The organism is Streptomyces sp. NPDC002734 (assembly GCF_040295685.1).
Taxonomy (GTDB): Bacteria; Actinomycetota; Actinomycetes; order Streptomycetales; family Streptomycetaceae; genus Streptomyces.
Window position 1 is genome coordinate 164,330 of record NZ_JBEOVU010000014.1, and the last position, 12,891, is coordinate 177,220.

Annotated in this window: 12 protein-coding genes and 1 pseudogene; 8 read left to right on the forward strand and 5 right to left on the reverse strand. The window is 73.9% G+C overall.

Translation table 11 applies throughout. The features are described from left to right. Positions 1-8 precede the first annotated feature (8 nt). The gene (locus ABT026_RS15300) at positions 9-1,412 is read left to right on the forward strand and encodes a dipeptidase (RefSeq protein ID WP_351114850.1); all 1,404 of its coding nucleotides are present in this window, start codon (positions 9-11) and stop codon (positions 1,410-1,412) included. After that, a complete protein-coding gene (gene nudC, locus ABT026_RS15305) occupies positions 1,402-2,514 on the forward strand; it encodes an NAD(+) diphosphatase (protein ID WP_351114851.1) in 1,113 nt (370 codons plus the stop codon). The genes ABT026_RS15300 and nudC overlap by 11 nt, the downstream gene beginning before the upstream one ends. 28 nt (positions 2,515-2,542) lie before the next feature. On the opposite strand, the gene ABT026_RS15310 is transcribed toward nudC, so the two are convergent. The 3 genes from ABT026_RS15310 to ABT026_RS15320 all read right to left on the reverse strand — a co-directional run bounded on the left by ABT026_RS15310 (position 2,543) and on the right by ABT026_RS15320 (position 4,606). Continuing rightward, entirely contained in the window at positions 2,543-3,349 is an 807-nt protein-coding gene (locus tag ABT026_RS15310) for a hypothetical protein (protein ID WP_351114852.1), read from the reverse strand. Continuing rightward, positions 3,346-4,233, reverse strand: coding sequence for a MerR family transcriptional regulator (locus ABT026_RS15315; RefSeq protein ID WP_351114853.1), 888 nt, complete (start codon positions 4,231-4,233; stop codon positions 3,346-3,348). The genes ABT026_RS15310 and ABT026_RS15315 overlap by 4 nt, the downstream gene beginning before the upstream one ends. A gap of 115 nt (positions 4,234-4,348) precedes the next feature. Continuing rightward, positions 4,349-4,606 carry a mycoredoxin gene (locus tag ABT026_RS15320; RefSeq protein ID WP_351114854.1) on the reverse strand — a complete coding sequence of 86 codons (258 nt, stop codon included), beginning with the start codon at positions 4,604-4,606 and terminating at the stop codon, positions 4,349-4,351. A 191-nt stretch (positions 4,607-4,797) separates the two neighbouring features. Between ABT026_RS15320 and ABT026_RS15325 the strand changes: the two genes are divergently transcribed. The 4 genes from ABT026_RS15325 to ABT026_RS15340 all read left to right on the forward strand — a co-directional run bounded on the left by ABT026_RS15325 (position 4,798) and on the right by ABT026_RS15340 (position 8,498). After that, positions 4,798-7,020, forward strand: a complete 2,223-nt coding sequence (locus ABT026_RS15325) for an ATP-dependent DNA helicase UvrD2 (RefSeq protein ID WP_351114856.1) — start codon at positions 4,798-4,800, stop codon at positions 7,018-7,020. Positions 7,021-7,206: 186 nt separating this feature from the next. Beyond that, positions 7,207-7,632, forward strand: a complete 426-nt coding sequence (locus ABT026_RS15330; RefSeq protein WP_351114858.1) for a hypothetical protein — start codon at positions 7,207-7,209, stop codon at positions 7,630-7,632. Positions 7,633-7,797: 165 nt separating this feature from the next. Then, a complete protein-coding gene (locus ABT026_RS15335; protein ID WP_351114859.1) occupies positions 7,798-8,166 on the forward strand; it encodes a WhiB family transcriptional regulator in 369 nt (122 codons plus the stop codon). Then, entirely contained in the window at positions 8,163-8,498 is a 336-nt protein-coding gene (locus ABT026_RS15340) for a putative WhiB-interacting protein (protein ID WP_351114860.1), read from the forward strand. Before ABT026_RS15335 ends, ABT026_RS15340 begins: the two co-directional genes overlap by 4 nt. Before the next feature lie 157 nt (positions 8,499-8,655). On the opposite strand, the gene ABT026_RS15345 is transcribed toward ABT026_RS15340, so the two are convergent. Both ABT026_RS15345 and ABT026_RS15350 read right to left on the reverse strand, forming a co-directional pair. Beyond that, positions 8,656-9,993, reverse strand: a complete 1,338-nt coding sequence (locus ABT026_RS15345) for an ABC1 kinase family protein (RefSeq protein WP_351114861.1) — start codon at positions 9,991-9,993, stop codon at positions 8,656-8,658. Then, positions 9,986-11,209 (reverse strand): ThiF family adenylyltransferase, encoded by a 1,224-nt coding sequence (locus ABT026_RS15350; RefSeq protein WP_351114863.1) that lies wholly within the window; start codon positions 11,207-11,209, stop codon positions 9,986-9,988. The genes ABT026_RS15345 and ABT026_RS15350 overlap by 8 nt, the downstream gene beginning before the upstream one ends. A 262-nt stretch (positions 11,210-11,471) precedes the next feature. Between ABT026_RS15350 and ABT026_RS15355 the strand changes: the two genes are divergently transcribed. Both ABT026_RS15355 and ABT026_RS15360 read left to right on the forward strand, forming a co-directional pair. Continuing rightward, the gene (locus ABT026_RS15355) at positions 11,472-12,077 is read left to right on the forward strand and encodes a M48 metallopeptidase family protein (protein ID WP_351114865.1); all 606 of its coding nucleotides are present in this window, start codon (positions 11,472-11,474) and stop codon (positions 12,075-12,077) included. 110 nt (positions 12,078-12,187) lie between these two features. Further along, positions 12,188-12,805: pseudogene (locus ABT026_RS15360) on the forward strand (TerD family protein); the annotation flags it as partial. Between the last annotated feature and the right edge of the window lie 86 nt (positions 12,806-12,891).

Genomic DNA, 12,891 nt, shown 5'->3' on the forward strand with positions numbered 1-12,891 from the left:
TCAAAGGTATGAGCGAGACCTTGGACAGCGCCGTCCAGACGTACATCGAGCAGCACCGCGCCTCGTTCCTCGAGGAGCTCTCCCAGTGGCTCCGCATCCCGTCCGTCTCGGCCCAGCCCGAGCACGCCGGTGACGTGCGGCGCAGTGCCGACTGGCTGGCGGGCGCACTGAAGGAGACGGGCTTCCCGGTCGTCGAGGTCTGGGACACACCGGGCGCTCCGGCCGTCTTCGCCGAGTGGCCCGCCGAGGAGCCCGACGCCCCCGTCGTGCTCGTCTACGGCCACCACGACGTGCAGCCCGCCGCCCGGGAGGACGGCTGGGACACCGACCCGTTCGAGCCCGTCGTCAAGGACGGCCGCCTGTACGCGCGCGGCGCCGCCGACGACAAGGGCCAGGTCTACTTCCACACGCTCGGGGTCCGCGCCCACCTCGCCGCCACCGGCCGCACCTCACCCGCCGTCCACCTGAAGCTGCTGGTCGAGGGTGAGGAGGAGTCCGGGTCGCCGCACTTCCGCGCCCTCGTCGAGGAGCGGGCCGGGCGGCTCGCCGCGGACGCCGTGATCGTCTCCGACACCGGCATGTGGTCCGAGGACACCCCCACCGTCTGCACCGGCATGCGCGGCCTCGCCGAGTTCGAGGTGCGCCTGCACGGCCCCGACCAGGACATCCACTCCGGCTCCTTCGGCGGCGCGGTGCCCAACCCGGCCACCGCCGTCGCCCGGCTGGTCGCCGCCCTGCACGACGCGGACGGCCGGGTCGCGATCCCCGGCTTCTACGACGGCGTCGTCGAGCTGACCGACCGCGAGCGCGCCCTCTTCGCCGAGCTGCCCTTCGACGAGGAGCGCTGGCTGCGCACCGCCAAGTCGCACGCGGCCTCCGGCGAGGCCGGCTACACCACGCTGGAGCGCATCTGGGCCCGCCCGACCGCCGAGGTCAACGGCATCGGCGGCGGTTACCAGGGTGCCGGCGGCAAGACGATCGTCCCGTCGTCGGCGATGGCCAAGCTGACCTTCCGGCTGGTCGCCGGACAGGACACCGCCCGGATCGAACGGCTGGTCCGTGACTGGGTCGCCGAGCGGATCCCGGCCGGGATCCGGCACGAGATCGAGTCCGGCGGCGCCACCCGCCCCTGCCTCACGCCGCTGGACCACCCGGCGCTGCAGTCCCTGGCCCGTGCCATGGGCCGCGCCTTCCGGCAGCCGATCCGCTTCACCCGGGAGGGCGGCTCCGGCCCCGCCGCCGACCTCCAGGAGGTGCTGGGCGCCCCCGTGCTGTTCCTCGGCATCTCGGTGCCGTCCGACGGCTGGCACGCGCCCGACGAGAAGGTCGAGCTGGACCTTCTCGTCAAGGGCGTGGAGACCACCGCGTACCTCTGGGACGACCTCGCGGAGAGCCTGCGCGATGCCCGCTGACACCACCGACGCCCAGGCCGCCGCCGCAGGCGGGCCGGCCGCATCACAGGGGGAGCCCGAACCCGCCGTGACCGCATCGACCACCGAACGCGCCGCCGGCGACTCCGCCGGTCAGGACCACCCCGCCGCCGGCGACACGACCGCCGCCGGCTCCGGCGACACGACCGCAGCCGGCGGCCTCGCCGGACCACCGGTCGCGCTGACCGCGCCCTCCGGCATCGACCGCGCCGCCCACCACCGGCTCGACGAGGCATGGCTGGCCGCCGCCTGGAGCCACCCCACCACGCGCTGCTTCGTCGTCTCCGGCGGCCAGGTGCTCATCGACGAGACGCCGGACGGGCGCACCGAGCTGGTCACCACTCCGTCGTTCGAGGCGCCGCTCACCGAGGCCCACCGCTACTTCCTGGGCACCGACGAGGACGGCGTGCGCTACTTCGCCCTCCAGCGGGACTCGCTGCCCGGTCGCATGGACCAGTCGGCGCGCTCGGCGGGACTGCGCGAGGCCGGCCTGCTGCTGTCCGACCGGGACGCCGGGCTGATGGTGCACGCGGTGGCGCTGGAGAACTGGCAGCGGCTGCACCGGTTCTGTTCCCGCTGCGGCGGCAGGACGGTCATCGCCGCGGCCGGCCACGTGCGGCGCTGCCCCAAGTGCGGGGCGGAGCACTACCCGCGCACCGACCCCGCGGTCATCATGGCCGTCACCGACGACGACGACCGCATCCTGCTCGGACGCCAGGTGCACTGGCCGGAGGGCCGCTTCTCGACCCTCGCGGGGTTCGTGGAGCCCGGCGAGTCCATCGAGGCGGCGGTGCGGCGCGAGGTCTTCGAGGAGGCCGGCGTGATCATCGGCGACGTCTCCTACGTGGCCAGCCAGCCGTGGCCGTTCCCCTCCAGCCTGATGCTCGGCTTCATGGCGCGGGCGACCACGACGCACACGCAGGTCGACGGCGAGGAGATCAGCGAGGCGCGGTGGTTCTCCCGCGACGAACTCACCGCCGCGTTCGCCTCCGGCGAGGTCCTCCCGCCCTACGGCATCTCCATCGCCGCCCGGCTCATCGAGAACTGGTACGGCCGCCCGCTGCCCACCCGAGCCGCCGCCTGACGGTTCCGGCAGGGTGAGGCCGCCGCACTCAGGCGGCCTCACCCTGCGGGCGCAGCGCGTCGACCAGCGCCGCGTACAGCGCGTCCGGCTCGTCCGCGTGGAACCGCACCACCCGGACCGCCCGCGCGCCACCCAGCAACCGCGGCGCCCGCACCGCCTCGCTCAACTCCAGCACGATCGACGTCTGCGAGCCGACCGGGAGGTTCAGCTCCCCCTCCGCCTCGGCGTGCGCGTACGCCGACCGGCGCCGCACCGCCGCGATCCGCTGCAGCGGTATCGCCAGGTCCACATGTGCCCCGCTGCGCACCCGCAGCACCCCGCCGCCCAGCACGTGCGGCCGGACCACAGCCGCCGCCCGCAGGCCCAGCAGGAACAGCACCGTCTGGACGTCGAGCACCAGCACCACCGCGTGCGCGGCCGGCCAGTCGGCCAGCAGCACCGACAGCCCCACCGTCTCGACCAGGCAGACGAAGAGCAGCCCGTACATCATGGCCGCGTCACCCCGTGCGTGGCCGAACGCCAGGTCCCCCTCCCGCAGGCCGTGCCGTGCCCGCCGCACCCACAGGAGCAGGCTCTGCCACAGCCGCAGCTCGTGCCCGGCCAGCCGCAGCACCGGCTCGGGCACCAGCTCGCCCGCCGCCTCACGCCACGACAGTCCCGCGCGCCGCAGCCGTAGAAGCGCGACGGCCTCCGCCACCAGCAGCGCCGCCACCGTGATCTCCGCGGCCACGAGCAACGGCAGCGGCACGTCCACCCCGGCCGCCAGGCACACCACCGTCAGCAGCTCCGCCGGCACCACCGCCCAGGCGGCCCGCCGCAGCCACCGCCGGCTCACGCCGCGCCTGCCGCGGCCGCCGCGGCTGCCGTGCCCGCCGTGCCTGCCGGGCCTTCCACTGCTGCCGCGCCTGCCGCGCGCTCGCCCGGCGGCCGTGACGGAGCTCGGTCCGGAGAGGCCGTCGCCCGCGCACGGCGTCCGGCCACCGCGAGGCCGTGCCGGAGCGCCTCCCGCTGCGCGGGGGACAGCCCCGACAGCAGAGCCTCCGCGCTCGTGGCGTCGGATTCCGCACCGCCCCACTCGACGAGGAGCTCCACGGGGAGCAGGTCCGCCATCAGCTCGCCGGTCTCCACGACCCGCGGGTCGTCCGGCGGGACGTCCAGCAGCGCGTCCATCCGCCGGTAGAGCTCGTGCGACCGCTCCACGACCTCCGGCCGCGCGGTCATCGCCCCCAGTGTCTCCACCAGCCGGTCACGCTGCTGTGCCGGCATGACGGTGTCGAGCAGCGCCAGCACCTCCCGGTCCAGCGCCGCCGTCGGCGACCCGGCCGGCCCGTCCAGGGAGGCCAGGAGACCGGCCAGCCGCGGTGACAGGGGGCCCTCGGGGGTGAGCCGTCCGGCCCGGGCGTCCACCAGGACCTCCGCGAGCCGCTCCCGGCGTTCGCGGATCAGCCGCTCCTGCCGCGCCAGGTCGTCGTCGAGCTCCTCCAGCACCTCGGCCAGCTCACGGCCGGCGTCGTCGGCGAGGACGTCCCGCACCTCGTCGAGGCCGAGTCCCAGCTCGGTCAGCCGCCGGATCCGCGCCAGCAGCACGGCATGGCGCAAGGTGTACCGCCGGTACCCGTTGGGGTCCCGCTCCGGCTCCGGCAGCACCCCGACGTGGTGGTAGTGCCGCACGGCGCGGGTGGTCACCCCGACCAGGGCGGCAAGCTCTCCCGTTCGCATACGGCCAGCAGAAACCCTGACGCTGCGGCAGGGTCAAGCAACGGTCGGCGCCGGACACGCGAGACCCCCGCCGACGGCCGGGGACGGCCGGGACGGGGGTCTCGGGAGAGCGGGGTCAGGCGCCGAGGGCCTGCTTGACCTGGGCCAGGCTCGGGTTGGTCATCACGACCGCCTCGCCGCCCGCGGAAGGCACGACGCGGACCGTCGGCACGACCTGGTTGCCGCCGTTCACCTTCTCGACGAAGAGCGCCGACTCCGGGTCCTGCTCGATGTTTATCTCCTCGTACGCGATGCCCTCACGGCTCAGCTGGCTCTTCAGCCGGTGGCAGTAGCCGCACCACGTGGTGCTGTACATCGTCACAGTGCCGGGCATGGGCTTCGCGCTCCTTGGGAGATGGGGGACGGCAGTCGCACGACGGTCTGTCGCACCCGGTGAACGTCCCGTGCACGGCCGGCATTCCCGCCGCCCCGGACCGGGTGAGCTACACCGCATTCGTACGACGAATACCCGTGCCCTGTGGACGGCCGCCTCATCCGCCTCGGGCGACCTGGCAGCATGGCGGGGTGACACCAGCAACGCACTCCTCCCTCTTCCCCGCCGTCCCGGACTCGGCCGACGCGGTGCTGGAAGGGCTCGACCCCGAGCAGCGGGCCGTGGCCACCGCGCTGCACGGGCCGGTGTGCGTCCTGGCCGGTGCGGGCACCGGCAAGACCCGCGCGATCACCCACCGCATCGCCTACGGCGTGCGCGCGGGCATCCTCCAGCCCTCCACCGTCCTCGCCGTCACCTTCACCAACCGCGCGGCCGGCGAGATGCGCGGCCGGCTCCGCCAGCTCGGCGCGACAGGCGTGCAGGCCCGCACCTTCCACGCGGCGGCGCTGCGCCAGCTCCAGTACTTCTGGCCCAAGGCGGTGGGCGGGGCGCTGCCCCGGATCGTGGACCGCAAGATCCAGGTGGTCGCCGAGGCGGCCGCCGGCTGCGGCATCCGGCTCGACCGCGGCGAGCTGCGGGACGTCACCGCGGAGATCGAGTGGGCCAAGGTCACCCAGACCGTCGCCGCCGACTACGCGGCCGCCGCCGCCAAGGCCGGGCGGGAGGCCCCCCGGGACCCGGCGGAGATCGCCCGCGTCTACGACCTGTACGAGGAGCTCAAGCGGGACCGCGGCGTCATCGACTTCGAGGACGTCCTGCTGCTGACCGTGGGCATCCTCCAGGACCGTCCGGACATCGCCCGCGAGGTCCGCGCCCAGTACCAGCACTTCGTCGTCGACGAGTACCAGGACGTCTCCCCGCTCCAGCAGCGCCTGCTCGAGTTGTGGCTGGGGGAGCGGGAGAACATCTGCGTGGTCGGCGACGCCGGCCAGACCATCTACTCGTTCACCGGGGCCACCCCCGACTACCTGCTCGACTTCCGCACCCGCCACCCGGGCGCCACCGTGGTCAAGCTGGTCCGCGACTACCGGTCCACGCCCCAGGTGGTGCGGCTCGCCAACGGCGTGCTCGGCCGGGCCACCGGCCGGGCCGCCGACCACCGGCTGGAGTTGGTCTCGCAGCGACCGGCCGGGCCCGAGCCCGGGTTCGCCGAGTACGCCGACGAGCCCTCCGAGGCGGAGGGCGCCGCCCGCGCCATCCGCCGGCTGATCGCCTCGGGCGTCCCGGCGGGCGAGATCGCCGTGCTGTTCCGGACCAACGCCCAGTCCGAGACCTACGAGCAGGCGCTCGCCGACGCCGGCGTGCCCTACCAGCTGCGGGGCGCCGAGCGGTTCTTCGAACGCCAGGAGGTCCGCCAGGCCGTCCACCAGCTGCGCGCCGCCGCCCGCTTCGGCGGGAACGACGCGCTGCTCGGGGACGCCTCCGACCTGCCCGGCCAGGTCCGCGCGGTGCTCTCCGGCCAGGGCTGGACGCCCGCGCCGCCGGCCGGCTCGGGGTCGGCCCGCGAGAAGTGGGAGTCGCTGGCCGCGCTGGTCCACCTCGCGGAGGGCTTCGCCGCGGCCCGGCCACAGGTCACGCTCGCGGACCTGGTCACCGAACTCGACGAGCGCGCGGCCGCCCAGCACGCCCCGACGGTCCAGGGCGTCACCCTGGCCTCCCTGCACTCGGCCAAGGGCCTGGAGTGGGACGCCGTCCTCCTGGTCGGCGTGGCCGAGGGGATGATGCCGATCACCTACGCCCGCACCGATGAGCAGATCGAGGAGGAGCGCCGTCTGCTCTACGTCGGCGTCACCCGGGCGCGGGAGCACCTGCAGGTCTCCTGGGCCCTGTCCCGGTCGCCGGGAGGCCGGCCCAACCGGCGGCCCAGCCGTTTCCTGGACGGCCTGCGCCCCGGCAGCGGCTCCGTGGCGGGCGCCCGCCCGGGCCTCGGGGGCGCCGGCGGCGTCGAGTACGGCACCGCGGCGGTGGGCGCGGACGGGGTCCGGGCGGCCGCCCGCGCCGAGCGGGCGGTGCCCCGGCGGACGCGGCGCACCGTGGCCCGCTGCAAGGTCTGCGGGCGCACCCTCACCGACGCCGGCGAGATGAAGCTGATGCGCTGCGAGGACTGCCCCTCCGAGATGGACGAGGGCGTCTACGAGCGGCTGCGGGCCTGGCGTGAGGTGCAGGCCCGCCGCAGTGGGCAGCCGGCCTTCTGCGTCTTCACCGACAAGACGATGATCGCCATCGCCGAGACGGTGCCCGAGGACCCGGTGGAGCTGGCGCGGATCCCCGGCGTGGGCATGCGCAAGCTGGACCGTTACGGGGCCGACGTGCTCGCCATTTGTGCCGGTCAGGACCCGCCGGAGGCGGACTGAGCGGCTCCGCGACACACCGTTGCGAAGTCGTCGCAAAAATAGTTTGCGCCCGCCGTGTGATCCCCCATAGGTTCTAGACCACGGAAACACGAAGCCTCCAAAAAGGCTTCCGTTCCGTGCTGTACTGACGTCTGTATCCGCCGGACCGCCAACGGTCCCCCAAGACGCCGAGAGGAGGCGATTGAAGTGATCAGCAAGACCAACACCACCGGCATCAGCACCACCCGTGCCTTCGGCACCGTCGCTCTGGAGAACGATCATCTCGTCGCCTCGCTGTGCGCTCTTGACGCCTTCGACCGCGGCACCGGTGTGTCCGCCTCCGTGCTGTCCGGCTCCGACGTCACCGGTCTCGGCTCCGGCCTGGTCGGCGGCGGTCTGGCCAAGGGTGGACTGCTGCTCGGCGCCCCGGTCTTCGGCAGCCGGTCCGAGTCGGCCTACGCGGGCATTTCCGTCCGCGAGGAGCGACCGACCAAGGCACTGGAAGCAGGAGTGGCGAAGGCTCAGGCCTTTGGCTACGCGGCGGCCGGTGCCGGTAAGCCCCAGCAGACGATGAACCACCCCCAGACGATGTGGGCCCTCCGCGGGCCGGAACCCTGGAGCGAACCAGCCTGATTTCTCAGGCCGGCGCCTTCAGGGCCGCGGAACCCCATCAGGGATCCGCGGCCCTTCTGTTTTCCCCGAACCAGGGAGACGGACCGAAGGACCTCGGGACAAGAGAACAACCGGTACCCACCACCGGCCGACCGGCCGGACGACATCAGACGAGGAAGAAACCCCGTGCAACTCGAAGCGCACGCCCCGTCCGTACCGCCTTCCGACACCACTTCCCCGCCCGGCCTCACGGAGGACCTTTCCTTGACTCCGCTCATCACCCTGACCGCTCTCGACGACGCCATCGAGGGCCTCGGCACCCCGGTCCCGTGCCGCTCCAACGACCCCGAGGTCTTCTTCGCCGAGTCCCCGGCCGACGTCGAGTACGCCAAGTCGCTCTGCCGCACCTGCCCGCTGGTCGACGCCTGCCTCGCCGGCGCCAAGGAGCGTCGCGAGCCCTGGGGCGTCTGGGGCGGCGAGCTGTTCGTCCAGGGCGTCGTGGTGGCCCGCAAGCGGCCGCGTGGCCGCCCGCGCAAGAACCCGGTCGCGGCATGACCGGCCCCCGCACCATCGACGCTCCCCACACGCACGATCCCCGGAAACAGGCCCCGATGAAGCTGTCCGCCTTCGAGCAGCCCGCAGGCTCCCTGCCTGCCACCACCCGAGACTTCCCTTACACCGGCGCGCCCGAGGTGCGTCAGAACAGGACCCGAGAAATGCAACTCATCCCAGAAGCCCTCGCTCGTGCGCATATGCACGAGCGGATGCGCGAGGCCGAGCTCGCTCGGCCCGGGCTCCGCATCCTCGCCGCGCGGCGGATGCAGCGGCGGGCCGAGCGCGCGTCGATGCGCGCCCGGCGCGCCCTGGCGCTCGCCGTGATGCAGTAACCACCGCGACCGCCGCGACCGTCCCGCCGCCTCACCGCGGCGGGACGGCGCGACACGCGAACGGCGCGACGGCGCCGTGCGGCGGTGACGACGGGGCCGCTCCCTACGGGGGGCGGCCCCGCAGTGCGTCGCCCCCCGGTGCGGGGGACCGCCCCTCTCACTCCGCCGGGGCGAACCCCGGGAGCCACGACTCCAGTTCGTGCCGCAGACGGACCGTGGCGCCCAACTGGCACAGGACACCGATGGTGCTCAGCGTCACGCGGTGTATCAGCAGGTACGAGGGCGGCAGGTTGAGCCGCTTCCCCAGCTGGTGGGCGGGCGACCGCGGATCGGCGAGGCGGGCCGCCTGCCCCCGCAGCCAACCCCGGCTGAAGGTGAACTCGGCGACCCGCGCCGGCTCGATGATCGGCATCAGGTAGTCCAGCACCGCCTCCGGATCGAGCTCGACGGTCTCCTTCACGAAGCCCTCCGCGCACAGCCGGGCATGGACCGCCTCGGCCTCCCCGTCCAGCGCCATCCGCAGGGCCTCCCCGATGGGCACGGGCAGCCCGCCCGGCAGCCGGTCCACCGTGCCGAAGTCCAGGACGCCCAGCCGCCAGACCTCCGGATCGTCCGAACCCTCGGTCAGCAGACGGAAGTTGCCCGGATGCGGATCGGCGTGCAGGAGCCCGGTGCGCGCCGGACCGGAGAAGAGGAAACGGGCCAGCAACTGCCCGGCGCGGTCCCGCTGTTCCTCGGTGCCGTCGGATATGACCTCCGAGAGAGGTGTCCCGTCGATCCACTCGGTGACCAGCACCTGGTCGCAGTGGTGGACCACGGCCGGCACCAGCACGTCCGGATCACCGGCGAACTCCTCGGCGTGGGCCTGCTGGGCCTCGGCCTCCAGGCCGTAGTCCAGCTCCTCGCAGACCCGCTCCCGCAGCTCGGCGATCAGCGGTTTGACGTCGATGCCGGGCACCAGCGGCCCCAGCAGCCGCGCGAACCGCCCGAGCTGGGTCAGGTCGGAGATCAGCGCCTCTCCCGCGCCCGGGTACTGCACCTTCACCGCCACCTCCCGCCCGTCCTGCCACACCGCGCGGTGCACCTGGCCGATGGAGGCGGCCGCCGAGGGAGTGTCGTCGAACTTCTGGAAGAGATCCCGCCAGTCCTCACCCAGGCGCTCGCGCAGCACGGCGTGGACCGTGCGGGTGGGCATCGGCGGAGCGGCCTCCTGGAGTTTGGTGAGCGCCGCCCGGTACGGACCGGCCAGCTCCTCCGGCAGCGCCGACTCGAAGACGGACATGGCCTGCCCGAACTTCATCGCGCCGCCCTTGAGTTCGCCGAGCACCTTGAACAGCTGCTCGGCGGTGCGCTGCTGGAGCTCACGGCCCACGAGCTCGGCGGACTCGCCGACGATCCGTTTGCCCAGCCCCCAGGTGACCCGGCCCGCGAGGCCCAGGGGGAGCGCGGCGAGTTTGGCGGTCCGGGTGACCGCCTTCCGGGGAAGATCAGACATGCGCCCTCCAAGTCCCGGGCCGACGCGTCCGGTTCGCCCGATGGCAGGACTCGGTCGACGGCCTCTGCTCAGTCATTGTGACCTGTGACTGCCCCGCCGCCCCGGACAGTTCCAGGACCGCCTGCCCCGCCGCCCCGCAGGGGCAGTCCGGATGCGCGGCGACCTCCCGGGCACGCCAGCGCAGCGCGGGCAGCGCGGCCTCCCAGCGCACCCCCGCCGCGTGCGGCGCCCCGGCGGCGGAGAGGCCGTCGAGGAAGGCGAGGGCGTGACCCGCGGCCGTCCCCGCGACCGCCGTGGCCAGCGCCACGTCGCAGGCGGGCGGCGTCCTCGGTCGGCGGGAGCGCCACTGGGCCAGGAGCCGGGGCCAGGTGGGGTCCCGCTCCACCCGCCACCGCTGCAGACACTCGGCGCACGGCGTCTCGCCCGGCAGGACCAGCGGGCCCACCACGCCCGTCGCCTCCACCACCCCGGCGTACAGGTGCGGGATGCCGGCCGCCAGCAGGGGCTCGGAGTCGAGGGGGTCGGGGGAGTGGACGGCGAGGTCGTCCCGCGGGGTGAGCAGCACCAGCGCGTAGCCGGTGTCGTCACGGAACGGGCAGGGGGCGCCCCGGCGCGGCGGGCGCTCGGGGGCGGCGTCGCGGACCAGTCGGCGCGCGGCGTCGGAGCGGCGCTCGCCGATGGCCCCCGGCGGGAGGCCGCCGGGGGCCACGTCCCACGGTTCCACGCAGCCGCCGTCGCGCACGTCCACCTCGCCCACCCCGGCCGCCGACAGCAGCGCGGCCAGGACCGCGCCCACCCGGCCCACGCCGCGCACCTGCACGCGCAGCGCGCGGCGGGCCGCCAGCCGCCGTGCCGCGTCACCGGGAGCGGGCGCCGTCAGGGACAGGGAGGCGAGGTCGGAGCGGAGCCGGTCCATGGCGTGCGGGCGCTCGCGCAGCGTGTCGGCCCCCGCCCCGCCGCCGGTGGCATCGTCCAGCAGGCCAGCGTCCGAGAGACGCTCGACCAGTCGGTCGGCGTGGTCCTCCGGCAGCCCCATGCGCACCGCCTCCTCGCGCAGCAGCCCCATGCCGCGGGTCCCGTTGAGCAGGTCGAGGAAGGTGCCGGTCACCGTGTCCACCGGCCCGAGCGTCATCGCGTGCGCCGGGGTCATCCCGAACTGCACCGTGTCCAGATCGCGCCAGCCGCGACGGAGCGCGGGCTTGACCCTGGGATGCACGACGACCAACCCCTTCACGGATGTGTGTGACCGAATCCACCGGAACGGACCGACATGAGCCGGATCGTCGCGGAACGACCCGGAACGGGCCGTCGACCGACAGCATGCCCCGATGTGCCGTACGGGCGTCGGGAGTTGTCCACAGGCACCGGGGACTTGTCGTACCGATCGGAAGAACGGCGGCCGGCGTCCGGTGTGGATGTCGTACCGGATGTCGGCGCGGACCGGGGACGTCGCCGGTCGCAGGCGGTAACGTCGAGGGGTGCCCTCCGACCCTTCCCCCAGTGCCTTCACGCAGCAGCGCGGTCCCTCGGGCGCGCCGCCCAGGGGTTCCTCGGCGGGCGCGGTGGAGGTCCGCAGGAGCACGCGCAGGCGCCGTACCGTCTCCGCGTACCGGGAGGGCGACCGCACCGTCGTGCTCATCCCGGCCCGCATGTCCGAGGCGGAGGAACGGCGCTGGGTGCGGGTGATGCTGGACAAGCTGGCCGCCCAGGAGAGCCGGCGCACCCTGGACGACTCCGACCTCGGCCGGCGCGCGGCCCTGCTCTCCGAGCAGTACCTCTCGGGCCGGGCCCGCCCGGCCACGGTCCGCTGGGTCACCAACCAGAACAGCCGCTGGGGCTCCTGCACGCCCGCCGAGGGCAGCATCCGGCTCTCCCACCGGCTGCAGGGCATGCCGGAGTACGTCGTCGACTACGTCCTGCTCCACGAGTTGGCCCACCTGCTGGTGCCCGGGCACGGCCCCGACTTCTGGCGGCTGCTGGAGACGTACCCCCGCACCGAGCGTGCCCGCGGGTACCTCGAAGGAGTGGTGGCCGCGGAACGGTTGCCGCATCTGCCTGCCGCGAGACCCGGAGAGTCGGACTGAGATCGTCCGCGTTTCGTAGCGGCTGTGTCCCGAGGTGTCCGGTCCTGCGAATTCCGGGCTAGCCTGACCCAGCACCTTTCGGGAACGGGATGGGGGACGGGCGTACACGCATGGCCAGGGAATTCCAACGCGGCCACAAGGCCAAAATCAGTGATCTCACAGCGGGCACCGACCTCTACGTCGGCGTGCGGATCGAGGGGCCCGGACTGGGCTTCGACATCAGCTGTTTCGGTCTGGACGCCGACGAGCGTCTCTCGGACGACCGCTACTTCGTGTTCTACAACCAGCCGAAGTCGCCCGAGGAAGCCATCCAGCTGCTCGGCGAACAGGCCGGGGACACCCAGTCGTTCAGAGTGACGCTGGACCGCATGCCGTCGCAGATCCACAAGCTGTCGCTCACCGCGACCATCGACGGCGCCGGGCAGATGTCGCAGGTCTCCTCCGGCTACGTCCGCATCGTCGCGGGCGGCGAGGAGGTGGCCCGGTACGCCTTCACCGGAGCCGAGTTCTCCACCGAGCGCGCCGTGATGCTGGCGGACCTCTACCTCAAGGACGTCTGGCGGTTCGCCGCCGTCGGCCAGGGCTTCGACGGCGGACTCGAGGCGCTGCTGCGGAACTTCGGCGGAGAGGTGGCCGACGAGGAACCCGCCGCGCCCGCCGCCCCGCAGGCGGCACCGGGCTTCGCCGCCCCCGCGGCACCGGCAGCCCCGGCGTTCGGCGCCCCGGCGTCGACTCGACGTTGAGCCAGCCTCCGCCGCCGGACCGGAAGCGGTATTCGATCCGGGTGGTGGGGTCGTCGGGCGGGCCGGCGGCC

What these genes read in the sequence shown, in the direction of transcription:
- ABT026_RS15300 (WP_351114850.1), top strand. Translation starts at nt 9, where the DNA reads ATGAGCGAGACCTTGGACAGCGCCGTCCAGACGTACATCGAGCAGCAC.
- nudC (WP_351114851.1), top strand. Translation starts at nt 1,402, where the DNA reads ATGCCCGCTGACACCACCGACGCCCAGGCCGCCGCCGCAGGCGGGCCG.
- ABT026_RS15315 (WP_351114853.1), bottom strand. Translation starts at nt 4,233, where the DNA reads ATGCGAACGGGAGAGCTTGCCGCCCTGGTCGGGGTGACCACCCGCGCC.
- ABT026_RS15320 (WP_351114854.1), bottom strand. Translation starts at nt 4,606, where the DNA reads ATGCCCGGCACTGTGACGATGTACAGCACCACGTGGTGCGGCTACTGC.
- ABT026_RS15340 (WP_351114860.1), top strand. Translation starts at nt 8,163, where the DNA reads ATGACCGGCCCCCGCACCATCGACGCTCCCCACACGCACGATCCCCGG.
- ABT026_RS15345 (WP_351114861.1), bottom strand. Translation starts at nt 9,993, where the DNA reads ATGTCTGATCTTCCCCGGAAGGCGGTCACCCGGACCGCCAAACTCGCC.